General features: G+C 48.5%; 20 protein-coding genes and 3 tRNA genes. 19 read left to right on the top strand and 4 right to left on the bottom strand.

Features of this window, described 5'->3' with window-relative positions; translation table 11 throughout:
• Window positions 1-4: 4 nt before the first annotated feature.
• Window positions 5-1,063 (bottom strand): type II secretion system protein GspL, encoded by a 1,059-nt coding sequence (gspL, locus tag VN23_RS08745; RefSeq protein ID WP_046352770.1) that lies wholly within the window; start codon window positions 1,061-1,063, stop codon window positions 5-7.
• A gap of 236 nt (window positions 1,064-1,299) precedes the next feature.
• Between gspL and VN23_RS08740 the strand changes: the two genes are divergently transcribed.
• The 10 genes from VN23_RS08740 to VN23_RS21795 all read left to right on the top strand — a co-directional run bounded on the left by VN23_RS08740 (window position 1,300) and on the right by VN23_RS21795 (window position 10,814).
• Window positions 1,300-1,384, top strand: a tRNA-Leu gene (locus VN23_RS08740).
• 481 nt (window positions 1,385-1,865) lie between these two features.
• A complete protein-coding gene (tig, locus tag VN23_RS08735; protein WP_046352771.1) occupies window positions 1,866-3,173 on the top strand; it encodes a trigger factor in 1,308 nt (435 codons plus the stop codon).
• Window positions 3,174-3,257: 84 nt separating this feature from the next.
• A complete protein-coding gene (clpP, locus tag VN23_RS08730) occupies window positions 3,258-3,890 on the top strand; it encodes an ATP-dependent Clp endopeptidase proteolytic subunit ClpP (RefSeq protein ID WP_046352772.1) in 633 nt (210 codons plus the stop codon).
• A 127-nt stretch (window positions 3,891-4,017) separates the two neighbouring features.
• Window positions 4,018-5,271 (top strand): ATP-dependent Clp protease ATP-binding subunit ClpX, encoded by a 1,254-nt coding sequence (gene clpX, locus VN23_RS08725; protein WP_046352773.1) that lies wholly within the window; start codon window positions 4,018-4,020, stop codon window positions 5,269-5,271.
• Window positions 5,272-5,437: 166 nt separating this feature from the next.
• Window positions 5,438-7,852 carry an endopeptidase La gene (gene lon / locus VN23_RS08720; protein ID WP_046352774.1) on the top strand — a complete coding sequence of 805 codons (2,415 nt, stop codon included), beginning with the start codon at window positions 5,438-5,440 and terminating at the stop codon, window positions 7,850-7,852.
• 84 nt (window positions 7,853-7,936) lie between these two features.
• Window positions 7,937-8,209, top strand: a complete 273-nt coding sequence (locus tag VN23_RS08715; RefSeq protein ID WP_046352775.1) for an HU family DNA-binding protein — start codon at window positions 7,937-7,939, stop codon at window positions 8,207-8,209.
• A gap of 146 nt (window positions 8,210-8,355) precedes the next feature.
• Window positions 8,356-8,431 (top strand) — tRNA-Val (locus tag VN23_RS08710).
• Between the two features lie 29 nt (window positions 8,432-8,460).
• A tRNA-Asp gene (locus VN23_RS08705) sits at window positions 8,461-8,537 on the top strand.
• A 128-nt stretch (window positions 8,538-8,665) separates the two neighbouring features.
• Window positions 8,666-10,498, top strand: a complete 1,833-nt coding sequence (locus VN23_RS08700) for a peptidylprolyl isomerase (RefSeq protein WP_046352776.1) — start codon at window positions 8,666-8,668, stop codon at window positions 10,496-10,498.
• Between the two features lie 142 nt (window positions 10,499-10,640).
• Window positions 10,641-10,814 carry a hypothetical protein gene (locus tag VN23_RS21795; protein ID WP_156455161.1) on the top strand — a complete coding sequence of 58 codons (174 nt, stop codon included), beginning with the start codon at window positions 10,641-10,643 and terminating at the stop codon, window positions 10,812-10,814.
• Here VN23_RS21795 and VN23_RS08695 read toward each other — a convergent pair.
• Complete coding sequence (locus tag VN23_RS08695) at window positions 10,771-11,595, bottom strand: enoyl-CoA hydratase/isomerase family protein (RefSeq protein ID WP_046352777.1); 825 nt, start codon at window positions 11,593-11,595, stop codon at window positions 10,771-10,773. The two genes, VN23_RS21795 and VN23_RS08695, sit on opposite strands and share 44 nt — an antisense overlap.
• 371 nt (window positions 11,596-11,966) lie before the next feature.
• Here VN23_RS08695 and VN23_RS08690 point away from each other — a divergent pair, with 371 nt between their 5' ends.
• From VN23_RS08690 to VN23_RS08670, 5 genes are all read left to right on the top strand, one after another.
• On the top strand, window positions 11,967-12,836 hold the full coding sequence (locus tag VN23_RS08690) for a dienelactone hydrolase family protein (protein WP_052746690.1): 870 nt from the start codon (window positions 11,967-11,969) through the stop codon (window positions 12,834-12,836).
• Window positions 12,837-13,074: 238 nt separating this feature from the next.
• A complete protein-coding gene (locus tag VN23_RS08685; RefSeq protein ID WP_046352778.1) occupies window positions 13,075-13,494 on the top strand; it encodes a MaoC family dehydratase in 420 nt (139 codons plus the stop codon).
• Window positions 13,495-13,536: 42 nt separating this feature from the next.
• Window positions 13,537-14,433: a D-hexose-6-phosphate mutarotase gene (locus VN23_RS08680; protein WP_052746691.1), complete on the top strand. Its 897-nt coding sequence runs from the start codon at window positions 13,537-13,539 to the stop codon at window positions 14,431-14,433.
• 19 nt (window positions 14,434-14,452) lie between these two features.
• A complete protein-coding gene (ubiD, locus tag VN23_RS08675; RefSeq protein WP_046352779.1) occupies window positions 14,453-15,976 on the top strand; it encodes a 4-hydroxy-3-polyprenylbenzoate decarboxylase in 1,524 nt (507 codons plus the stop codon).
• A 67-nt stretch (window positions 15,977-16,043) separates the two neighbouring features.
• Window positions 16,044-16,859: a CheR family methyltransferase gene (locus VN23_RS08670; protein ID WP_046352780.1), complete on the top strand. Its 816-nt coding sequence runs from the start codon at window positions 16,044-16,046 to the stop codon at window positions 16,857-16,859.
• Between the two features lie 57 nt (window positions 16,860-16,916).
• Here VN23_RS08670 and VN23_RS08665 read toward each other — a convergent pair whose 3' ends face one another.
• Window positions 16,917-17,468, bottom strand: coding sequence for a DJ-1 family glyoxalase III (locus VN23_RS08665; RefSeq protein ID WP_046352781.1), 552 nt, complete (start codon window positions 17,466-17,468; stop codon window positions 16,917-16,919).
• 33 nt (window positions 17,469-17,501) lie between these two features.
• Between VN23_RS08665 and VN23_RS08660 the strand changes: the two genes are divergently transcribed.
• The gene (locus tag VN23_RS08660; RefSeq protein ID WP_046352782.1) at window positions 17,502-18,464 is read left to right on the top strand and encodes a D-2-hydroxyacid dehydrogenase; all 963 of its coding nucleotides are present in this window, start codon (window positions 17,502-17,504) and stop codon (window positions 18,462-18,464) included.
• Between the two features lie 83 nt (window positions 18,465-18,547).
• Here the strand turns inward: VN23_RS08660 and VN23_RS08655 are convergent, their stop codons facing one another.
• Window positions 18,548-19,243: an HAD family hydrolase gene (locus VN23_RS08655; RefSeq protein WP_052746692.1), complete on the bottom strand. Its 696-nt coding sequence runs from the start codon at window positions 19,241-19,243 to the stop codon at window positions 18,548-18,550.
• A gap of 66 nt (window positions 19,244-19,309) precedes the next feature.
• Here VN23_RS08655 and VN23_RS08650 point away from each other — a divergent pair, with 66 nt between their 5' ends.
• From VN23_RS08650 to VN23_RS08640, 3 genes are all read left to right on the top strand, one after another.
• Window positions 19,310-19,720 (top strand): YchJ family protein, encoded by a 411-nt coding sequence (locus tag VN23_RS08650; protein ID WP_046353070.1) that lies wholly within the window; start codon window positions 19,310-19,312, stop codon window positions 19,718-19,720.
• Window positions 19,721-19,870: 150 nt separating this feature from the next.
• Entirely contained in the window at window positions 19,871-20,518 is a 648-nt protein-coding gene (locus VN23_RS22095; RefSeq protein ID WP_046352783.1) for a TetR/AcrR family transcriptional regulator, read from the top strand.
• Window positions 20,519-20,531: 13 nt separating this feature from the next.
• Complete coding sequence (locus VN23_RS08640; protein ID WP_082752696.1) at window positions 20,532-23,078, top strand: acyl-CoA dehydrogenase; 2,547 nt, start codon at window positions 20,532-20,534, stop codon at window positions 23,076-23,078.
• Window positions 23,079-23,303 lie beyond the last annotated feature (225 nt).

Raw genomic sequence — 23,303 nt, 5'->3', positions numbered from 1 at the left:
TGGCTCATTTTACGGCTTGGGCGCGGACGAGTACTTTCATTCGTCCTGTTGTGGCGGCTTGTGTTTCTGCAGACAGGCCAGCTCCTTTTAGCTGGGTTTGCAGGCTACTGGCTTGAGAGTCGGGTAATTCTAGGCTGAGCGAGCCATTGGCGTATTCCAGCTGTTCTAATTGCAGGCCGCTTCCTGCAATATTGGCAACTTGCAGGAGGAGATCCAGACTGTCGCCTGCGCCATTACTGCTGAGCCCGCCCCCTTCGCGCAGCTTGCTTTGCAATTGTAAGATGGGATCGAACACCGGCTCGCCCGGAAAGGCTGCGGCATAGGTTTGGCGCATTTCACGCTGCAAAGCCAGCTTGGTGCTGCGTAATTGCCACCAGTCGCCAATTTGCCCGAGTAAAACCACTGCAAAAATTGCACTTAATAATAGTGCGGGTGTTTGCAGCGTTTTCCAGTCAAATTGCCATTGGCTGCGTTGCGCAAAATCACCTTGCAGCAAATTAGTGCCGGGCTCTGTGTGCTGAATTAAATCCGGCAGAATTAAATCTTCACGCGGCGCGTCGCCAATTAGCCCATCTAAAACACTTGTATCTTCAAACTGGCTGTATTGCCCTTCGGGGGTGCGTACAAGGCAGGCTTGCTGATCAAGAGCGATGCACCAGTTGGTACCTTCGGGCAAAAAGTCGTAAAGACTCCATGCTGCACTTGGGGTGATCTGGTGTTCGGCGAGCAGGCTAAGGCAGCGCTCTAGCCATTTTCTTTCTACAGCTATAATTTTATTACTCTGATCTTTAAGGCCGAAGTGCAGAGTGGCTGCTGGGCTAAGTAGGCGATCCTCTAAAAGATGGGGCAATAGCTTGTACCGCCGTGCTAAAGATTGCTTAGGCAGCTCGGCGATATAGATATTGGAAAGTGCCGCAGGGACAATAAGCTCGATGCGCTGTGCAGGAGGGAGTGCGCTAAGTGTTGCCGAGCCGGATGCCTGCTCGGTAAACCAGCGGACTTCTGTCGTTGCAAGATCACAAGCAGGAAGAATGCGTAGGAGTGTATGTATATGATCGTTCACGGGCAGAGTGACGTTAGAGTGTAAGGGGTGAAAAGCTGTGCGGAGTATGACATAAACTTTTTATGGGCTGTGGTAGATTGCGATTATCTTACTGATATATTAAACATAATCGTGTTCTTGATGGTATTTGAAAAAGTTTTTTGAAATATTTTTGAAAAAACACTTGGCAAGGTTGAGTTCTTCACCTAGAATGCGGGTCTTCCTTCGGTGCACAAGCAAACGCAGCGAAGAGAAGTGGGGGGTTGGCGGAATTGGTAGACGCACTGGATTTAGGTTCCAGCGCCGTAAGGTGTAAGAGTTCGAGTCTCTTATCCCCCACCAAATATTCTGAAAAAGCCGCAAGAGCGATGCTCTTGCGGCTTTTTTCATGCGTGTAATCTTTGTGTGTTTTGGGTTGCTGGCGAGCGGCTAAAAATAATCTGCAGTAAGAAATATTTCCTGTCCTTGTTTTTAATAATGCCTTTCAGCTCTAAAAAACCAGGTCTCGTCTTTAGCCCAATTCCAATCTGCCCGTGATCAATCATGCTCAGTTTTTTGCTGGCTTAAAGCCTGATTGGGGCTGTGTTTGGGGCCGTCTTGCTGCTGGTTAATAATTCTGTTTGGATTTGCGCCCTGTTGTGCGCTAAACTTACCGACTTTGTTGGTAAGTCGCACTGGGCGCTAGGCGTCTGCTTGCTCTTTTTGGGCGGGTTGGCACTTGAAGATCCCACAGATCTTGCGTATTGCTGCTGATGAGCTGGCTTTATCCCCTATTTATTAAGATGCGTGTACGCGCGTTGATCCCCCATAGGAATGGTTTGAAATGCAAGTACAACTAGAAACCCTGAATCAACTCGAGCGTCGCCTGTCTATTTCCGTGCCTCGGGAAGAAATTACCGAACAAGTTAACGCACGCTTAAAGCATGTTGCAAAAACGGCAAAAATTGCTGGTTTCCGCCCAGGTAAAGCACCGATGAAGATCGTTGCGCAAAACTACGGCTTCCGTATCCAAGAAGAAGTGTTGGGTGAAACGGTTGAAGTAAGTTTTGGTCAGGCTGTGCAAGAGCAAAAGCTGCGCGTAGCGGGCTATCCACGTTTCGAGCCAAAAGATGCGGCGACCGAAACAGGCGATTTCCAGTTCTCGGCTACTTTTGAAGTGTACCCAGAAGTGGTGATCGGCGATTTAGCTGCCGCTCAAATTGAAAAACCAGTATTGGATTTATCTGATGCTGAAGTAGAAAAAACGGTTGATATCCTGCGCCGCCAGCGTACTCGCTTTGAGCGCGTAGAGCGCGAAGCAGCTGATGGCGATCGCGTGATTGTTGATTTCAAAGGCTCGATCGACGGCGTATTGTTTGACGGCGGCTCTGCTGAAAACCACGCTTTCTTGCTGGGCAAGGGTCAGATGTTGCCAGGTTTCGAAGCCGGTGTGATTGGCATGAAAGAAGACGAAACCAAATCGGTGAGCGTTGAATTCCCTGCTGATTACCATGGTGCCGATGTTGCAGGCAAAACTGCAGTATTCGAAATCACAGTTAAAAACGTTGCTGCTGCAATTTTGCCGGAAGTCGATGCAGAGTTCGCAAAAAGCCTCGGTATTGTCGATGGCGATGTAGAGAAAATGCGTGCTGAAGTACGTGGCAATCTGGAGCGCGAAGTACGCTTCCGTCTGAAAGCACGTGCTAAAGAAAACGTAATGACGGCGCTGATTGCTGCTGCGCCAGTTGATTTGCCTAAGGCTTTAGTGCAATTAGAAATCGGTCGTTTGGCTGAAGGTGCATTAGCAGACTTGAAAGCTCGCGGTATCGACCCAAAGTATGTTCCGTTCTCGCCAGAAATGTTCGAAGCGCAAGCTCAGCGCCGTGTTCACCTTGGTTTGGCTTTAGCTGAACTGGTGAAAGGCAATGCTTTAGAAGCTAAGCTAGAACAAGTGAAAGCTGTCGTTGAAGACTTGGCGCAGAATTACGAAGATCCAAGCGAAGTTGTAGCTTGGTACTTTGAAGATCGTGAGCGTTTGGCGGGTCCAGAATCAATGGCATTGGAAGACAATGTGGTTGAGTTTGTATTAGCTAAGGCACAAGTAACTGAAAAAGGCATGTCCTTTGAAGAACTGATGGGCCAACAAGGCTAATCATTCTCAGTTAGGTGCTACGATAAAGTGTCATTAAGGTGGCACTTTATCGTTTGAATGACCCTAAATTTCTGAGAGAAAAAGATGTCGAGACAAGAATTTGATCCGCAAAACCTTGGGTATATCCCAATGGTCGTTGAGCAAAGCGGTCGTGGCGAGCGTTCTTATGATATCTACTCGCGCCTCTTAAAAGAGCGTGTTATTTTCTTGGTCGGCCCAGTAAACGATCAAAGCGCAAATCTGATTGTTGCGCAGATGTTGTTTTTGGAATCCGAAAATCCAGATAAAGATATTCATCTGTATATCAATTCCCCAGGCGGCTCGGTAACGGCTGGTCTGGCGATTTACGACACAATGAATTTTATCAAGCCTGATGTATCGACAATGTGCGTAGGGATGGCTGCCAGTATGGGCGCATTCTTATTGTCCAGCGGTGCTAAGGGTAAGCGCTTTGCCTTGCCTAATTCACGCATTATGATTCACCAGCCATTGATTGGTGGTTTATCGGGGCAAGCGTCTGATGTTGAGATTCATGCCCGTGAATTGATCAAAACTAAACGCTCCCTGAATGAAATGTTGGCCAAGCATACTGGCCAAAGCATCGAAACGGTTGAGCATGATACTGATCGTGATAACTTTATGAGTGCTGCAGAATCAAAAGATTACGGTCTGATTGATGAAGTATTGCAATCTCGTAGCACGGTAGCAGGCAAGTAAGCTTGTACTGAATCGTGACAATGCCGCCAGCGTGCCTGGCGGTTTTTTATTCTAGTGGCCTGTCGGGTTGGCGGTTTTAAATAAGACAGGCTGCAATGGCCCGTTTTTTTGGGGTGTAGGTTAGGCGATGTCAGAAAAACTCCTTTATTGTTCTTTTTGCGGTAAAAGCCAGCACGAAGTGGTTAAGCTGATTGCTGGGCCACAAGTTTTTATCTGCAACGAATGCATTGAGCTTTGCCGTGATGTGCTGAAAGACGAAGCGGCAGCGGTGATCGGTGAGGCCGAACAAGTTACAGATGGTAAGCGTGTGCCTACGCCGATGGAAATCCGGACCACGCTGGATTCCTATGTGATCGGGCAAGAGCGCGCTAAAAAGATTTTAGCGGTTGCGGTTTACAATCATTACAAGCGCCTGACTAGCAACAAGTCGAGCGATAATGATGTGGAATTAGCCAAGTCTAATATCCTCTTGATTGGGCCAACAGGCTCAGGCAAGACCTTGCTTGCGCAAACGATGGCTAAGCTTCTCGATGTGCCGTTTGTGATTGCGGATGCTACAACGCTGACCGAAGCAGGCTATGTGGGTGAAGACGTTGAGCACATCATTGCCAAGTTATTAGCCCAGTGCGATTACGATGTAGAAAAAGCCCAGCGCGGTATTATCTATATCGATGAAATCGATAAAATTGCCCGCAAATCTGAAAATCCTTCGATTACCCGTGATGTATCCGGTGAAGGTGTGCAACAGGCACTCTTGAAGCTGGTAGAGGGCACGGTTGCCTCGGTGCCACCTCAAGGCGGGCGCAAGCACCCAAATCAAGATATGCCGCAGGTTGATACCACCAATATCTTATTTATTTGTGGTGGTGCATTTGAAGGCTTAGACAAGATTATTCGTAATCGCTCGGTGAAAAGTGGCATTGGCTTTGGTGCCGAAGTGATGAGCAAAGACGAAAACACCAGTGTTGGCAAAATGCTGCATACGGTTGAGCCTGATGATCTGATTCGTTTTGGTCTGATTCCCGAGTTTGTTGGTCGCTTGCCGGTGACGGCAACTCTGGAAGAGCTGGATGAAGCGGCGCTGGTGTCTATCTTGACCGAGCCAAAGAATGCGCTGATCAAGCAATATCAGAAATTGTTCTCGCTGGAAGGGGTTGAGCTGGAAGTGGGTAAAGAAGCTCTGGCTTCGATTGCGCATAAGGCGATGGAGCGTAAGATCGGTGCGCGTGGTTTGCGCTCGATTGTTGAATCATCACTCCTGGATATCATGTATGAGCTTCCTTCCTTGAAGGGGGTGGAGCGCGTAGTGGTGGATGAGGCGGTGATTAAGAACGCAACAGCGCCAACGATTGTGTACGCAGATCCAGCGGCTGCAGTTTAAAGGGCGAAGGCACTTGCCGTGTGCAAGTGCCTGTTTAATTTTGAATATTTTATATGCCCCTGTGGTATTTGAAATATTCAGGTCAGTTTTTGTTCTGGGGCATTGTATTTCCTTGCCCGCACCCCCATGATCTGGGGGATAAATCCATTATTGAGGACCCTTGTTGATGTCCCAAACTGTTGCGTTTGCTGACGATGTCCATTTGCCGCTGCTACCGCTACGAGATGTGGTGGTGTTTCCGCATATGGTTATCCCGCTATTTGTGGGTCGCCCAAAGTCGATTCGTGCGCTGGAAGCCGCGATGGAAGATGGCCGCCATATCCTGCTGGTTGCGCAAAAAAACGCCCAGAAAGATGAGCCAGGCTTGGCCGATATTTATCCTGTAGGAACGATTGCCAGTATCTTGCAGATGCTGAAACTGCCCGATGGCACTGTAAAAGTGCTGGTTGAAGGTGGTCAGCGTGCCGAGGTGACTGATATTGATGAAGAGGCTGGCTTTTATAGCGCCATCGCTCATCCGGTTGATGCCAGTGCTGAGCAGGGGCATGAAGTAGAGGCCATGCGCCGCGCCTTACTGACTCAATTTGATCAGTTCGTTAAGCTCAATAAAAAAATTCCGCCAGAAATTCTGACTTCTCTCGCCGGGATTGAAGATGCTCACCGTCTGGCTGATACGATCGCTGCGCACCTGCCTTTAAAACTTGAGCAAAAGCAATCTATTCTTGAGATGTTTGATCTGCGTCGCCGCATGGAACAGCTATTAAAACAGCTGGAATCCGAGCTGGATATTTTGCAGGTTGAAAAGCGTATTCGTGGTCGCGTGAAGCGCCAGATGGAAAAAAGCCAGCGTGAGTACTATCTGAACGAGCAGGTTAAGGCGATTCAGAAAGAGCTGGGCGAATTAGACGAAAACGCCGATATCGACGAGCTTGATAAAAAAATCAAGAACGCTGGTATGAGTAAAGAAGCGCGCGATAAAGCAGAATCCGAGCTGAAAAAATTACGCATGATGTCGCCTATGTCAGCAGAAGCGACCGTGGTGCGTAATTACATCGATACATTGCTCGATTTGCCGTGGAAAAAGAAAACCAAAATCAGCAAGGAATTGCCTGCTGCTGAATTGGTGCTCGATACCGATCATTACGGCCTAGAGAAGGTGAAAGAGCGCATTGTTGAGTATCTCGCGGTACAGAGCCGTGTTGAAAAGCTTAAAGCGCCGATTCTGTGCCTTGTAGGGCCGCCAGGCGTGGGTAAGACTTCCTTGGGCGAGTCGATTGCACGCGCAACTAATCGCAAGTTTGTACGCATGGCCTTAGGGGGCGTGCGTGATGAATCCGAGATTCGTGGGCATCGCCGCACCTATATAGGCTCAATGCCGGGCAAGATTTTGCAGTCGATGACTAAAATTGGCGTGAAAAATCCGCTATTTTTACTTGATGAAGTCGATAAGATGGGTGCAGATTTCCGTGGCGACCCTTCTTCTGCCTTGCTGGAAGTATTGGATCCGGAACAAAACCACGCGTTTAGCGACCATTATCTGGAAGTTGATTTTGATTTGTCGGATGTGATGTTTGTTGCCACCGCAAATTCATTAAATATTCCTCCTGCTTTGCTGGATCGGATGGAAGTTATTCGTTTGTCGGGCTATACCGAAGACGAAAAAGTAAATATTGCCCTAAAGTACTTAGTGCCAAAGCAAGTTAAGGCGAATGGCGTACAAGAAGGTGAATTAGTGATCTCCGACACAGCTGTGCGTGATGTGGTGCGTTACTACACACGTGAAGCCGGTGTGCGTAGCTTGGATCGGGAAATTGCTCGCATCTGCCGTAAGGTAGTGAAGAGTCTTTTGATGAAACCAAGCGATAAAAAGATTACTGTTACCCCGAAAAACTTGGAAAAGTATCTTGGTGTACATCGTTTTGACTACGGTGTGGCCGAGCAAACGAATCAAGTTGGGCAGGTAACAGGCCTTGCTTGGACCGAAGTGGGGGGCGAATTGCTCACCATCGAAGCGGTAAAATTCCCAGGTAAGGGCAAAATGATTCAAACCGGTAAGTTGGGAGATGTGATGCAAGAATCCATCCAAGCCGCTTTATCGGTAGTGCGTAGCCGCGCTAAAGCGCTGGGGATTGACCCGGATTTCTATCAGAAAATTGATATGCACATTCACTTTCCTGAAGGGGCTACGCCAAAAGATGGTCCATCCGCAGGGATTGGTATTGCCACGGCAATGGTGTCGGTATTGTCGGGTATTCCGGTTCGCTGTGATGTTGCAATGACCGGAGAGATCACGCTACGTGGCGAAGTATTGCCAATTGGTGGTTTAAAGGAGAAACTGCTTGCTGCTCACCGTGGTGGCATTAAGCAGGTGTTAATTCCTGAGGGCAATGTTAAGGATCTTGCCGAGATCCCTGACAATGTGAAGCGCGGACTTACCATTCACCCAGTTAAGTGGATCGACCAGGTGTTGGGGTTTGCCTTAGAGCGTTTGCCGGAGATTTTGCCGGAAGAAGTTGTGAGTGTGGAACCCGTTCTGCCGCAAGCAGGGGTGGAAGTGACCGGACAGCTTACAAAACATTAGTTGACACAAGATTTTGTGGCTTGCTATAAAGCTGTAGTCAATAGTTAATCGTATCAATCCAATCAGAATTGTAAGGGGACGTAAGTGAATAAATCGGAACTCATCAACGCCATCGCAGAATCCGCTGGTCTCTCCAAGGCTGATGCAGGTAAAGCTCTGGATGCAACAGTAGAAGCCGTTACCAATGCACTGAAGGGCGGCGACGAAGTAACGCTGGTCGGCTTTGGCTCTTTCTATGTGTCTGAGCGTGCTGAGCGCAGTGGCCGTAATCCACGTACTGGTGAGACTATTGCGATTGCCGCAGCGAAACAGCCTAAATTTAGGGCTGGTAAATCACTGAAAGATGCAGTACAATAATCGACTTACTTTGCTGACTGAATGTTTTTTAGTGCAGTAAAGTGTTCCTTAGGAAATAAGCCCTTTAACAAAAGGGCTTTAGCCTAACGCATAAAAGCATGTGCAGCTCATCCATATGATTGCTTTGTTTTGATGTGAATGGAAATGGGTGATTAGCTCAGTTGGTAGAGCGTCTGCCTTACACGCAGAATGTCGGCGGTTCGACCCCGTCATCACCCACCACTCTCTGTACGAAGATGTGGTCGCATTGTGGAGTGGTAGTTCAGTTGGTTAGAATACCGGCCTGTCACGCCGGGGGTCGCGGGTTCGAGTCCCGTCCGCTCCGCCAATAAAGATTAAAATAAAAAGCCAAACAGAAATGTTTGGCTTTTTATTTATCTATGCCCTGCTTAGCAAGACAGGCAGGCGTCAATCTGGCATCATATGCCGCGAATCACTTGCGGAGTTGACTGTCTCATGTTTTCCTTTGTTGAAAAGAACAAAACCGCCGTTCAGGTGGTACTTGGCCTGGTGTCTCTGGGGCTTGTTGTTGGCGTTGGCCTTACTGGCTACAGTGCGATGGAGGATGGTGAATCGTATTTGGCAAAAGTAGGCCAAACACGGATTACGCCTCGCGAGCTCGCTGAAGCCATTGGTAATCGAGCCATCCCTAACGAAATGAAACCGATGGTGCTTGAGCAGCTGGTTAAAAAGCGGCTGTTGTTAGAGCAAGCCGGTCTATTGCATCTTAAAGTGTCTGATGATCAGATTCGTGATGCGATCGCGGCCATTCCCGATTTCCAGGAAAATGGTAAATTTAGCCCAAAGCGTTATCAGGATTTGCTTGCTGCACAGCAAATGACGCCGCTGACTTTTCAGCAGCGCGTGCGCGATGATTTATCCAGCAGCCATTTATTGGCGGGATTTTCGAGCGGGATTCAATCCACCGCGGTCACCGAATATATGGCCAAGTTATTAGGCGAAAAAAGAGAAGTGGCGATGTTACAAATTTCGCCTGCTGCTTTTATGTCCCAAGTGACCGTATCTGATGCAGAAGTCAAAAAATACTACGATAGCCATCAGGCAGAATTTAAGTCGCCAGAAATGGCTCGCTTAGAATATCTTGTTTTTTCGCAACAGGAATTAGCAAAGACTGTTTCTGTGAGCCCGGACGATGTGCAAAAGTATTTTGACGCGCACAAAGTGGAGCTAACAGGCGAAGAGCGTAAAGCCAGCCACATTTTGATTACCCTGGCAAAAGACGCTAAGCCTGAGGCGAAAAAAGCGGCACAAGCAAAAGCCGATGCTATTTTGCTGGAGCTTAAAGCCAATCCTGCCCGCTTTGCTGAGCTAGCCAAGAAAGAGTCGCAAGACCCCGGCTCTGCGACCAATGGGGGGGATTTAGGCTTCTTTGCGCGCGGTGCGATGGTGAAGCCTTTTGATGAAGCGGCTTTTAAGCTTAAAAAAGGCGAAATTAGCGCTGTGGTTGCCAGTGATTTTGGCCTGCATATTATTCGTCTTGATGATGTTCGCAGCAAAACATTTGCAGAAGTACAGCCTGATGTTGAGCAAAAATTAAAGCTTGAGAAAGTAAGCCAGAGCTTCCAGTCACAAGTTGAAAAGTTTAATGATCTGGTTTATCAGGAGGCAAATAGTTTAAAACCTGCTGCAGAGGCATTTAAGCTGCTTGTAAAGCAAAGCGACTGGATTACCCGCGCCGCAGCTAAGGATGAGCTGCTCAATAACGAGAAGCTGCGGGAAGCCGCCTTTAGCGATGATGTGCTAAAAAAGAAACATAATTCAGAAGCCATTGAAGTGGCCCCAGGTACGCTGGTGTCGGTGCGCGTGCTTGAAGCAAAGCCTGCGCAAGCGCAAAAGCTGGAGGCAGTGAGTGCCGGGATTATTGCAAAGTTAAAGCAAGAAAAGGCGCTTAAACTGGCCGTTGATGAAGGCACTAAAAAACTGGCTGAGCTGAAAAAGGGTGGGGCAGATACGCTGACTTGGCCTGCTCCGCAAGCGATGTTGCGGATGGGGCAATCTGCTGTGCCAGAAGCTCAGGTAAAGGATATCTTCCGTGTATCTGCGGATAAATTCCCTGCTTATGCGGGCGCAGAAGTGAAAGGCCAGGGGTTTGCACTGTTTAAAGTGGTTCAGGCAACGCCAGCGCCTGCGATGGATGCAGGTTTGCGCCGCCAGATGAGTGAAAGTATGGTGCAGATGTATGGTCAGGTTGAACTGGCTAGCTATTTGCAAGCATTGAAATCGCAAATTAAAGTGGATTACAAGCTGAAGGCAAGCAATTTAGAGTAATGCTTTCAGGCCGTAGTAAAATGGCAGGGTCTTGTGCCTTGCCATTTTTTTTACATACGGATTGAATTTTCTTACTGATATGCCGATATTAAGAATAAGCAAGAGCGTTAGATTCTTGTTTTAGCCCCGAGGAGATATTGCCATGATGACCGTATTCAATATGGAAGACGGAAGCGTAGAGCTGGAAAACGTGGATATCCTCGCGATCAAGGACGAATTTTTTCATCCTTTGCCTAGCTTGCAACTACTCACGGTTGCAGAGTCTGAAAGTGTTAGCCGCCAACCTCGTCACCATTTAGTTTTACCGCCCGGTTGATGTGCCATGAAGGGGAGCGCTTGCCTAAGTAGGCGGCGACTCCTTCACGCGCTTCTTCGTGTGTTCTGATATGGGCGATGCGGTGGGCAGTATCAGAGATCATGGCATCGTCGATAGGGCGATGTACCACCGAGGTAATGAGTCTTTTTGCTGCCGTCAGAGCATGCGGACTATTTTGTAGTAACTCGTTTATCCATATTTGTACTTGCTGATCCATCGCAAACTCGTCTGTTTTTACCTCATGCAATAGCCCCAGTTGAAGTGCAGTATGGCAATCAAATCGTTCTGCAGTCAGCATATAGCGTCTTGCTGCGCTGATGCCAATTTTGCTAATGATGTAAGGCCCGATGACGGCAGGGATTAAGCCAAGGCGCACTTCATTAATCCGAAACCATGCATCATGGCTGGCTACAGCTAAATCACAGCAGGCAATCAATCCTACTCCTCCGCCTAATGCGGGTCCTTGAATCCGAGCAATCGTTGGTACGGGAAGGCGTTCCAAGGTTTGCATTAGCCTCGCGAGTTTCAAGGCATCCTCAAAATTACGGTGTTGATCAAATTGGGTGGCGTGATGCATCCAGCTTAAATCTGCGCCTGCACTGAATGTGCTGCCCTCGGCGCTGAGTACAACAACGCGTAGAGTCGGGTTTTGGCCAAATGCAGTGAGGGTTGCGGTGAGCTCTGCAATCAGCATGTCATCAAAGGCATTGCAAATCTCGGGCCTGCTGAGTGTAATTGTGGCGATACCATGGCTAAAGTTGACGTCGATTGTATCGCTCATACTTGCACCTTAATGAGGCTTGCGTTGGTCTGGGAGGCTTGGGTAAATAAAAACGAGGTGCTGTATTACAACAAGAGCGTACGATTAGATCGGCGAGTCAGTTTAGTAAAGCACAGTGCCTTGTGTTAGAGTGCGCGCCACTCTGGACTGACGGGTGGCAGGGAAATTATTGACTTCATCTTTGCTTTGTATTAGGAAAGTTTCTTGTAATATTGTGCTGTGCTGTTGTTGGATAAAGTAATTTTGGCTGTGAATTGAAAGCTGATGCTTAAGTCAGCCAGTGTTGCAGGGGGTTTTGTGTTTGCTTGTGCTGATGCCGGGCAAAAATAAAATGTATTGTTAATGGTTTTCCGTTTGATTTATTAGATGCGATGCGAATTACTTTCTGGTTTTGCCTGCTCAGTGTGCTTGCTTTGCCTGTGAGGGCTGAGCGTGTCCTGATTCCCGGTGCAGAGATCATTTTGTCTGCAAAGTACTTGCCTCCTCCTTTTCCTGAGGCTGGCCCCGCTGCTGCTGTTTTATTGCTGCATGGCTGTAATGGTTTACAAGCGACGGGTATTAACCCACGCCCGGATCGTATGGCGAGCCTTTTGCAGGAAAAAGGCTATGGCGTACTGATGCTCGATAGCTTTGCAGCCCGGGATTTGCAGGAAATTTGCAGCGTGCCGCTGAGTAAACGCACAATAAGCCCAAGAATGCGGGCAGAAGACGCTCGCCATGCGCTGGAATGGCTAAAAACGCGTAAAGAAATAGATGGTGATCGCCTAGGCGTGATCGGCTGGTCGCATGGCGCTAGCGCTGTATTGGCCTTGCTTGGCCAAAAGCAGCCTTCTGTGCGAGCGGCGGTTGGTTTTTTCCCATCTTGCAGCTCTTATTTATTGCGGGATAAGTATCAAGTCACCGCACCGCTCCTGCTTTTGGTAGGGGAGGAAGATGAGTGGACGCCTGCGGAGCCTTGCCGTGCTTTAGTTGCCCGGGCCGACCAGCCTACTTTCCGCTTAATTACTTACCCAGATGCGTTTCATGATTTTGATAATTTCGGTTTAAAAACGGACGATGTAAAACGAGTGGCGATGGGGGCTTCCAGCGTGGCAATTGCGTTTAATCCCGAGGCAAGCTCTGATGCATACCGGCGTACTTTTAAATGGCTTTCGCCTTGGCTTGATTTAAATCGCATGCCTGTTGTGCCACCTGCTACTCGTCATGGTGGCGTAGTGCAGAGTAAAACTCCCGGCCCCTAGTGATTGAAGTCTAGTGTTTAATATGTCATGAACTAGAAAGTGATTCATGAGTTCGTGTAAAACAATGATTACCTTTTGTTGCCAGAGTGGTAAGGTGCATTTTTCTTGTTTATTTCTAATTTGTTGTTGTCGATCTCTTCCTTGGGTAGTGCCATTACATTGTTTATTAAAAAATAAACAAATGGCATGACGCTCAGAATTAAATCACTAAATACACAATCAATGATGAGGGTTTTAAATGAGCTATTACATTGAAGATTTGCAGCCGGATTTAAGCGCTGAATATCGCAAAACGCTGACAGAGGCAGATATTGTCTTGTTCGCTGGGCTCTCTGGCGATAATAACCCCATGCATATTGACGAAGAATTTGCGGCGACCACCCGCTTTGGTGGCCGTATTGCACACGGCATGCTGAGCGCCAGCCTTATTTCTACTGTTATCGGTACCCGACTGCCCGGCCCTGGTGCCATTTATATGGGGCAAAATTTAAAGTTTTTAAAGCCGGTTAAAATTGGCGATACCGTGACGGCTTTAGTGACGGTGATTGAAGTAAATCAGGAAAAACAACGCGTTCGTTTGCTCACAGAATGTTGGGTAAAGGGCGAAAAAGTGATTGATGGTGATGCCTTGGTGTGGGTGCCTCGTCGTCCGGTATAAATAGAGGCAGATCAATCGTTGATATGTCTAAGGAGTTTATCTATGCAAGCAAATTTGGCCACCTTGCTGGCGACTATCCCTGAAATGAGCCTTTGCTCGTCTGTTGATTTATATGGTGGCGAAGAGCCGGGTTTGCCTTTGCTGCAAATTCAAAGTGAATTAGGCTCGGCGACGATTGCATTGCAGGGTGCGCATTTATTGTCTTTTATTCCTGCGGGTGGGCGTGAGCTGTTGTGGCGATCGCCTAAAGCCGTATTTGCTGCGGGCAAGGCGATTCGCGGGGGTATCCCGCTCTGCATGCCTTGGTTTGGTCGCCATCCAGATGGTTTACCTGCGCATGGCTTTGCCCGTACTTCAAATTGGGATGTCTGCGAAGTAGAAATACTGAGTGATGCCGAGATTAAAGTGGTGCTTGAGCTCAGCGATTCAGCAGCAAGCCTTGCATTGTGGCCGCATGCTTTTGTGTTTCGCTTGGAAGTGACGGTAGGGCGCGAATTAACCTTGCAGCTGGTGGTGGAAAATTGCAGCGATACCGCGGCAGTATTTTCGCAGGCTTTCCATAGCTATCTGGCCGTGCCTGATGTGAATGAGGTGTTGATTCGTGGTTTAGATGGCTGCACCTATGTGGACGCCCTGTTAGAGGGCAGCCCACGCTGTTTGCAAGCGGGCGATTTACAGATGCAAGCACTCACAGACCGCGTTTATTTAGATGTGCCTGCCGAGCAAGTGATTAGGCATAGTGAGGGGCAAATTAATGTGAGCAGCGATACGCACTGCGCGATTGTCTGGAACCCATGGGAAGACGCGGCAAAGATGGCTGATGTGGGCCAGGGCAATCACACAGGCTTTGTTTGTGTCGAGCGCGGCGATGTGCTGGATCATGCGGTTTCGATTGCTGCAGGCGGCGTGTACCGCGCCACCATGAGTTTGTCCGAGTAATCGTCAATAGAGCCTATCTATGCAATATCGTGATTTACGTGATTTTATTGAGCAACTAGAAAAACGGGGCGAGTTAAAGCGGGTGAAAGTGCCTGTCTCGCCCTACCTTGAAATGACCGAAATTTGTGACCGCACTTTGCGAGCAGAAGGGCCGGCGATTTTGTTTGAGAATGTGCCCGGCCATAGCATGCCTGTGTTGGCTAATCTATTTGGCACGCCAACAAGGGTTGCCAATGGCATGGGTGCGGCTGAGATTAGTGCACTGCGTGAAATCGGCAAGACACTGGCTTATTTAAAAGAGCCAGAGCCGCCTAAAGGCTTGCGGGATGCTTGGGATAAATTGCCGCTGCTCAAGCAAATATTGAACATGGCGCCCAAAGAAGTCAAAAATGGCCCCTGCCAAGAAGTCGTTTGGGAAGGCGAGGCGGTTGATCTAGCACGTATTCCGATTCAACACTGCTGGCCAGAAGACGCCGCCCCGCTGATTACTTGGGGCTTGGTGGTGACGCGTGGGCCAAATAAAAAGCGTCAGAACTTAGGCATTTATCGCCAGCAAGTGATCAGCCGCAATCAGGTGATTATGCGTTGGTTGGCGCATCGCGGTGGCGCTTTAGATTTTAGAGAGCACGCGCTGCAAAACCTGGGCCAGCCTTTCCCGATTGCTGTGGTTTTGGGGTGTGACCCTGCCACCATCTTGGGTGCGGTGACGCCTGTTCCCGATACGCTTTCTGAATATCAGTTTGCAGGCTTGCTGCGTGGCTCAAAAACCGAGCTGGTCAAGTGCATCGGCTCTGATCTACAAGTGCCTGCCCGGGCCGAGATTATCCTCGAAGGGCATATTCAACCTGCCGAGAAAGGCTTTAGCGGCGTGAGTGAGGCGGGGGTTCCCCTTAAAGAAGTGGGCGGTTATTTGTATGCGCTGGAAGGCCCATATGGCGACCATACCGGCTATTACAATGAAAAAGACTGGTTCCCAGTCTTTACCTTAGAGCGCATCACCACGCGTAAAGATCCGATTTACCACAGCACCTATACTGGCAAGCCGCCAGACGAGCCTGCGGTGCTGGGCGTGGCTTTAAACGAAGTGTTTGTGCCTATTTTGCAAAAGCAATTTAGCGAAATTACTGATTTCTATTTGCCGCCAGAAGGCTGCAGCTATCGGATGGCGATTGTTTCAATTAAAAAATCCTATCCGGGTCATGCCAAGCGGGTGATGTTTGGTGTGTGGTCTTTTTTGCGTCAGTTCATGTACACCAAATTTATTGTGGTGGTGGACGACGATATTGATATTCGCGATTGGAAAGAAGTCATCTGGGCCATTACCACCCGTATGGATCCGGTAAGGGACACCACCCTAGTAGAAAGCACGCCGATTGATTATCTGGACTTTGCCTCACCGATTAGCGGCTTAGGCGGCAAGATGGGGCTGGATGCCACTAATAAATGGCCGGGTGAAACCAGCCGAGAGTGGGGCAGAACCATCAAGATGGACGATGTGGTAAAAGCACGCGTGGATGCTATTTGGTCTGATTTGGGGCTATAACACGTTTAGATAAAACATATTTTTGTACGCCCCGTTTAGTTTCTAAGAAATTGATTAAAGGATCACCATGCTGCCAACGCCTTCTCGCGAATTTCAATTTACAGAGCAAGACTTTGAAAAAGTGCGTAAGTTAATTTACAACTACGCGGGTATTGCGCTCTCTCCTGCTAAGCAAGATATGGTTTATGGCCGCCTAGCTAAGCGTTTACGCGCTTTGGGCTTGCAGTCATTTAATGATTATTTACAGCTGCTCGAAAAAGGCAATAGCAAAGAGTTTGAATTGTTTACCAATTCGCTTACGACGAATCTCACCTCATTTTTTCGTGAGGCACATCATTTTCCGATTCTGGCTGAGCATTTATTGGCCCATCGCAGTGCGGGTGCACTGCATGTTTGGTCATCGGCCTCAAGCACCGGGGAAGAGCCTTATAGTATTGCTATGACGGCCTGCGAAGCATTCGATAGCATGCGCCCGCCTGTTAAAGTTACGGCTACTGATTTAGACACTAATGTATTGGAAACAGGCCGCATTGGTATTTATGCAGGGGAAGAAGTCGAGCGCATGGGGCCGCAAAGGGTGAAGCGTTTCTTTGATAAGTTGCCCGATGGGCGCTATCAGGCCAAGCAAGAGCTGCGCGATATGATCACATTTAAGCGGCTTAATCTGGTTGAGGCGACTTGGACAATCCGCGGCCCGTTTGATGTGGTTTTTTGCCGCAATGTGATGATTTATTTTGATAAACCCACGCAGCTTAAAATTCTTGAGCGCTTTGCGCCGCAAATGAAATCATCGGGTTTATTGGTCGTTGGCCATTCTGAAAATCTTTATCACGCCGCACAATTATTTAAATTGCGCGGTAAAACGGTGTATGAATTAGTTTGAGTCGACGTATTAAAAGGAAGGCCCGCATGCTGAATGCGGGCTTTTTTGATGGATGATTTAGGAAAATAGCATTTCTTTACTGAGCTTTTGCGATAGAGCCTCGCCTTTGATTTGGCGCACCAGCTCAAAAGCAAATGCGGCTGCTGTGCCGGGGCCGCGTGAGGTAGTGATCAGGCCGTCTACCACCACGTTTTCCATCACAATATTTGCGCCCGCCTCAAGTAAGGCGGCTTCGCAGCCGGGATAGCAGATTGCATTGATTCCCTTGAGTAGATTCGCTTTGGCTAGCACCATGGGTGCGGCGCAAATGGCGGCTATGGGTTTGCCCTCTGAAAGGTGCTGTTGCAAGCGGGTATGTAGCGCCGTACTGCCCAGCATGGCTTGCGTGCCTGGCCCGCCACCGGGCAGAACTAATATATGGGCGTTGTGATCGGCGGCATCCATAGTCACATCCGCTTGGATCGTGATTTGATGCGCACCTGTTACAGCCAGCTGGCTATTAATTGAAATAAGACGGGTACTCATATCCGCACGGCGTAAAATATCGGCCACCGTGATCAATTCTATTTCTTCAAAACCGGATGCCAGAAAGAGATCGACTTGATTCATTTTGCTACCTTTTAAATTTATTGAGAGCGATATATGTTGCAAGGGATTCTGCCACGGATTGTGTTTTTAGATAGAGACTCTTTACCGCTTACTTTACTCCCCTTAAAAGCTCCGCATCAATGGCAGGAATATGCCTATACCGCTTTGAGCGAGGTGGCAGATCGCCTTATGTACGCTGATATTGCCATCAGCAATAAAGTACCAATTACGGCAGCAACGATTGCGGCTTGCCCAGATTTAAAAATGATTGCAGTTGCCGCAACCGGTTATAACCAGATTGATTTGGTGGCCTGCAAAGCGCGGGGGATTCGCGTTTGTAATATTCGTGATTATGCTTTAGCCGGTGTGCCTGAGCATGCGCTGATGTTGATGTTGGCTTTACGGCGGCAGCTATTGGCTTACCGTGCGGATGTTGAGGCCGGTCAATGGCAGCAGGCACAAAGCTTTTGTCATTTTTCTGCGCCGATTCACGATTTAGCAGGCAGCACGCTGGCTTTAATCGGTTCAGGTGCTTTGGGGCAGGCGATGGCGAGCTTGGCTCGTGCCTTAGGTATGGAGGTGCTCTTTGCTGAAAGAAAACATGCAAAGGAAGTGCGGCAGGGCTTTGTCGATTTTAATGAGGCGCTTTCTCGTGCCGATGTGCTCAGTTTGCATTGCCCGTTTAATGTGCAAACCAGTAATCTGATTGGACAGGCAGAATTAGCTTTAATGAAAAAAGATGCGGTGCTGATTAATACGGCAAGAGGTGGTTTGGTGGATGAAGTGGCGTTACTGCATGCTTTGCAGACAGGACAATTAGGCGGGGCAGGGCTGGATGTTTTAATCACGGAGCCGCCAAGAAATGGCAATGCTTTATTGGATATCAGCCTGCCCAATTTGATTATCACACCACATATTGCATGGGCAGGGCAATTTACTATGCAGCAATTGGCAGATCAGTTGATTCACAATATTGATGCGTTTTTAGCGGGAGAAGCTAAGAATGTCGTGGTGTAATTGAAGTGCAACTCATTTAAAAACACGGCTTTGGCAAAATAAATCATGATTATTCGCCATCTCGCCGTGTTTTAAGCGCTCACTTAGGCGGCTTGGGTCAGTAAGTTCCTTGCCTCGGTGAGCGAGCCAAGAATGGGGATTTTGAGTGCCACAGAGTGTGCCGATGGCGGGCGTAAATCGGGAATCATAATAACTTTGCAGCCCGCTTGATGGGCGGCTTGCACGCCAAAGTCAGAATCCTCAAGCACGATGCATGAGGCCGGAGGCAAGTTAAATGCAGCTGCGGCTTTTTGATAGATTTCAGGTGCAGGTTTAGGATGGGTGACTTCATCACCACAAATGGCAAATTCAAATCGAGACCACAGACCCGCAGCACGCAAATGATGCTCGGCAATGCTGCGACGTGTTGAGGTGCAGACTGCTTTGGGGATATGCTGCGCTTCCAGCCAATCGAGGATATCGCTCAGGCCGGGGCGATGGGCAATCGGCTCCTGGGTGCGTTCCATATAGAGTGCATGGCAGGCGGCGCGTAATTCTGCAATCGGGGCATGGCTGCCAAGGTGCTCAAGCAGATAAACATCTGTTTTGCTGGAGTGCATGCCAATCATGCCAATCAGCACAGCTCGTGGCATGTCAACGCCGAGTGTGGTAGCGGCGCTGGTCCAGCATTCAATACCTATGCTTTCGGTATCGAGCATCAGGCCGTCCATATCAAACAGGGCGGCTAGCGGTTTGGATATCAGATACATGCGGTGGCCCTTTGCAGAAAAGGGCTTCATTTTACGCCAGAGCGTGGCTTGCGGCTCTGTGCATTATTACGGCGACATTTGGAAGTAATGAGTATGATGCGCCAAGTGCTTTATGTGGGAGTTGTAAAGTTGAAAGAAACGAATTGCCCCTGTGAAAGTGGCCGGATTTATGCAAAATGCTGTGCGCCTTTTCACCAGGGCGCTGCAGCAGAGACGGCAGAACAATTGATGCGCTCACGCTATAGTGCTTTTGTATTGAATTTGCATGCTTACTTATTGGCGACTTGGCATTCATCTACCCGGCCAGCGACGCTTGGCGATGAAGAGCCTGTGCGCTGGATAGGCTTGAAAATTAAAGACGCTCAGACACAAGCACTACATGCTGAAGTTGAGTTTATTGCGCGTTATAAAGTGGGTGGTAAAGCTTGGAAATTGCATGAAAGAAGTCGTTTCGTTTTTGAGGAAGGCCGTTGGTATTACATCGATGGCGATATGCTAGAAAGCTAAAAGGAAGAATTGTGTTGCATTGATAGGCGGGAAACCTAGGGGTTTTCCGCTATTTTTACGTCTTGGCTTGACAATAATCCCAACTTCTTATAATTTCAAACGGTCGTTTGAAATTGTTCTAAATCAACTACACCCAGCAGGAGTCTTAAAGTGGTCGAATCGGTCAAGGCGCAAGACACAGCAAACCGCATTTTGGATGCAGCCGAGCCTCTTTTTGTTGAACACGGCTTTGATGCCACGTCCATGCGCATGATTACGCAATCGGCCCGAGTCAATATTGCGGCGGTTAATTATTACTACCACTCTAAAGATGGTTTATTTCGTGCGGTATTTGAACGCAGGGCGGAGCCATTTGCAAGATTGCTATTAGGCAAACTTGAGGAATTAGAAAGTCATATTCCTAATCCTACTGCAGATCAAGTTGCTGAAGCATTTGTGATGGCTTCTTTAGAAATGGGTAGAAATCCAGAATACGGTGGTTTGTTGTTTGTTCGTTTGTTAGCTCGTACTTTTGTTGAGCCGCATCCGGAATTAAAAGCAACCATGCCACAGCGTTATGGCGAATTAACCCGGCGTTATTTAGTGGCATTAGGACGTGCTTTGCCACATTTGTCTGAATTAGATGTGCAATGGCGTTTCCACTTTTTATCCAGTGCTATGTTTAATGCATTCGCTGGTAATAATGTTTTACGCCTCTTTACCGAAAGCTCACTCGTCAATGCCCGTGATCCGGCATTGGTGGTTCGTCAATTGATGCCTTTTATTTCTGCTGGGCTGAATGCACCAGCAGCCAAATAACCCGGAGACTTCCATGACTATCTTAATGTGTCTGCTCCTTGCCATCGTTGTTGTGGCTGCGCTGGCTTATTGCCGCGCACCTCTATGGCTTTCATCGCTTCTCTTGCTGGCTGGTATTGGAGCGGGCGTGCAATTGCTAGGCTGGCATCCCGCCGCGGCGATTGTGACGCTGGTGGTTTTGGCGGTTGCCAATGTAAAACCATTACGCAAAGTGCTGGTAACCGGCCCGATTTTTGGCGTATTCCGCAAAATTACTCCTGCGATGTCGCAAACTGAGCAGGAAGCGGTTGATGCCGGCACGGTATGGTGGGATCGCGATCTGTTCTCGGGTAAGCCTGATTTCGATCGTTTGCACGCCATTCCTCAAGCCACCTTAACGGCTGAAGAACAAGCCTTCTTAGATGGCCCAACCGAGCAGCTTTGCGCGATGCTGGATGATTGGAAAATCTCTACCCAGCACAAAGATCTGCCTGCCGATGCTTGGCAGTTTATTAAAGATCAAGGCTTCTTGGGCATGATCATCAAGAAGAAGTATGGCGGTAAAGAATTCAGCAATACTGCACATGCTCGTGTAGTGACCAAGATTGCAACCCGTTCTGGTTCGGCAGCTGTGTCGGTCATGGTGCCAAACTCACTCGGCCCCGGCGAGCTGTTGCAGCACTATGGAACGGACGAGCAAAAGAACTACTACCTGCCACGTTTAGCTAAAGGGATTGATATTCCTTGCTTTGCCCTGACCAGCCCTGATGCCGGTTCTGACGCGGGTGGTATTCCGGACTTTGGTAAGGTTTGCCGTGGTAGCTATACCGACCCACGTACCGGTGTTCATCATGAAAATGTACTGGGTGTTCGACTGACTTGGGAAAAGCGTTATATCACGCTGGGCCCGATCGCTACCGTGCTCGGCATGGCGTTCAAGCTTTACGATCCTGAGCATTTATTGAGCGAAAAAGAAGATATTGGTATCACTTGCGCACTGATTCCTACCGAGCACGAAGGCGTACATATTGGTCGTCGCCATTATCCGGGTACGGCTGTGTTCCAAAATGGTCCAAACTGGGGTAAGGATGTCTTTATTCCATTGGATTGGGTCATTGGCGGTAAAGATTATGTGGGTCAAGGCTGGCGCATGCTGGTTGAGTGTTTGTCGGTAGGTCGTTGTATTTCTCTGCCTGCGATGTCGGTTGCCTCGGGTATGGTGTCGTCTTACACCACCGGTGCTTACTCACGGATTCGTAATCAGTTTGGTTTGTCGATTGGCCGCTTTGAAGGTGTGGACGAAGCGCTGGGCCGTATCGGCGGGATGACTTACCAGATGGACGCTGCGCAGCGCCTAGCATTAGCAGGGCTGGACATGGGCGAAAAACCATCCGTCTTGTCAGGTATCTTGAAGTATCACAACACCGAGCGTATGCGTAAGGTGATTAACGATGCGATGGATGTGCACGGTGGTAAAGCAGTATGTACGGGGCCTCGTAACTATCTGGCCGGTGCTTACGGTGCAATTCCGGTTGCGATTACCGTTGAAGGCGCGAATATTCTGACGCGCAGCATGATTATCTTTGGTCAGGGCGCAATTCGTTGCCATCCTTTTGTACTGACTGAATTACGCGCTGCAATGAGTAAAGATTTAGGCGCTTTTGATACCGCAGTGATTGGCCATATTGGCTTTGCAGTATCTAATGCAGTACGTGCTTTTGTGATGGGTTTGACTGGCGCTAAATTAGTCGGCTCGCCAAAATCTGGCGCAATGGCTCAGCGTTATCGCAATGTAGTTCGTTTCTCTTCTGCTTTTGCATTCCTGGCAGATATGGGGATGGCTTCACTGGGCGGCAGCTTGAAGTTCCGTGAAAAACTATCGGCTCGTTTGGGTGATATGTTGTCAGGTCTTTATATTGCGACGGCTGCACTGAAGAAATTTAATGACGATGGCGCGCCTAAAGAAGACTTGCCACTTGTGGCTTGGGCGGTTGATTCGGCGCTTTACGATTGCCAGGTTGCAATGGATGGCTTTATGGCCAACCACCCAAGCCGTCTGTTGGCGTTCTTGATGCGTGTTCTGGTGTTCCCGCTTGGTTTGAGCTTAAAAGCAGCAACAGATAGCGATGGCACACAAATTGCCCGCCTATTGATGGAACCATCGGTAGCACGCGACCGTCTGACGCAATATATGTACCGTTCTAAAGATGAAAGCGATCCTGTTGGTGTGTTAGAGCATGCTCTGAAGGCGGTAATTGAAACTGAAGCGCTGGAAGGCAAGTTGCGTAATGCACAGCGTAAAGGCAGCTTAAAGAGTATTACCGCTTCTGAGCGTCTTGCTGAAGCACAAAGCACTGGTTTGATTTCTGCTGCTGAGTTTGCAGCAGTAGAGCGGGCTCGCCGCTTACGTCGTGAAGTAATTATGGTGGATGATTTTGATTCAACCTTAAGCACTTCTGATGACAACGCCATTCATCGCGACATTTTGAATCAGGCTAAAGTCAGCGATAGTGCGGTTGTAACTAAGGCCACCGGTCAAGAAAGTGTAAAAATAGCAACAGAAACACCACCAGTGTCATAAAAAGCAGGGGGATTTCATCCTTGGATGAAATCCCTAATGCGCCAAAACAGTTGTTTGAATAAAAATAAGCTTGCATTCATTTAAAGACCTAAATTAAAACGGCCCTAAAAGCAAAAAATAAGCAGGGGCTAGCTTACTTTTAGCGAAAGTACCAAAGAGTACTTGGGGTTTGTTGCAGATAAACTGCTTAGGACTAAACCACAGGCCACTGGCCACAGTAGGAGA

Origin of the sequence: Janthinobacterium sp. B9-8 (assembly GCF_000969645.2) — a bacterium.
Lineage (GTDB): Bacteria > Pseudomonadota > Gammaproteobacteria > Burkholderiales > Chitinibacteraceae > Iodobacter.
This window is presented reverse-complemented; position numbering and strand designations above follow the sequence as displayed.

Bases quoted from the DNA above. Each gene is read 5' to 3' on its own strand.
- tig (WP_046352771.1), top strand. From the start codon at position 1,866: ATGCAAGTACAACTAGAAACCCTGAATCAACTCGAGCGTCGCCTGTCT.
- clpP (WP_046352772.1), top strand. From the start codon at position 3,258: ATGTCGAGACAAGAATTTGATCCGCAAAACCTTGGGTATATCCCAATG.
- clpX (WP_046352773.1), top strand. From the start codon at position 4,018: ATGTCAGAAAAACTCCTTTATTGTTCTTTTTGCGGTAAAAGCCAGCAC.
- lon (WP_046352774.1), top strand. From the start codon at position 5,438: ATGTCCCAAACTGTTGCGTTTGCTGACGATGTCCATTTGCCGCTGCTA.
- VN23_RS08700 (WP_046352776.1), top strand. From the start codon at position 8,666: ATGTTTTCCTTTGTTGAAAAGAACAAAACCGCCGTTCAGGTGGTACTT.
- VN23_RS21795 (WP_156455161.1), top strand. From the start codon at position 10,641: ATGATGACCGTATTCAATATGGAAGACGGAAGCGTAGAGCTGGAAAAC.
- VN23_RS08695 (WP_046352777.1), bottom strand. From the start codon at position 11,595: ATGAGCGATACAATCGACGTCAACTTTAGCCATGGTATCGCCACAATT.
- VN23_RS08690 (WP_052746690.1), top strand. From the start codon at position 11,967: ATGCGAATTACTTTCTGGTTTTGCCTGCTCAGTGTGCTTGCTTTGCCT.
- VN23_RS08685 (WP_046352778.1), top strand. From the start codon at position 13,075: ATGAGCTATTACATTGAAGATTTGCAGCCGGATTTAAGCGCTGAATAT.
- VN23_RS08680 (WP_052746691.1), top strand. From the start codon at position 13,537: ATGCAAGCAAATTTGGCCACCTTGCTGGCGACTATCCCTGAAATGAGC.
- ubiD (WP_046352779.1), top strand. From the start codon at position 14,453: ATGCAATATCGTGATTTACGTGATTTTATTGAGCAACTAGAAAAACGG.
- VN23_RS08670 (WP_046352780.1), top strand. From the start codon at position 16,044: ATGCTGCCAACGCCTTCTCGCGAATTTCAATTTACAGAGCAAGACTTT.
- VN23_RS08665 (WP_046352781.1), bottom strand. From the start codon at position 17,468: ATGAATCAAGTCGATCTCTTTCTGGCATCCGGTTTTGAAGAAATAGAA.
- VN23_RS08660 (WP_046352782.1), top strand. From the start codon at position 17,502: ATGTTGCAAGGGATTCTGCCACGGATTGTGTTTTTAGATAGAGACTCT.
- VN23_RS08655 (WP_052746692.1), bottom strand. From the start codon at position 19,243: ATGAAGCCCTTTTCTGCAAAGGGCCACCGCATGTATCTGATATCCAAA.
- VN23_RS08650 (WP_046353070.1), top strand. From the start codon at position 19,310: ATGCGCCAAGTGCTTTATGTGGGAGTTGTAAAGTTGAAAGAAACGAAT.
- VN23_RS08640 (WP_082752696.1), top strand. From the start codon at position 20,532: ATGACTATCTTAATGTGTCTGCTCCTTGCCATCGTTGTTGTGGCTGCG.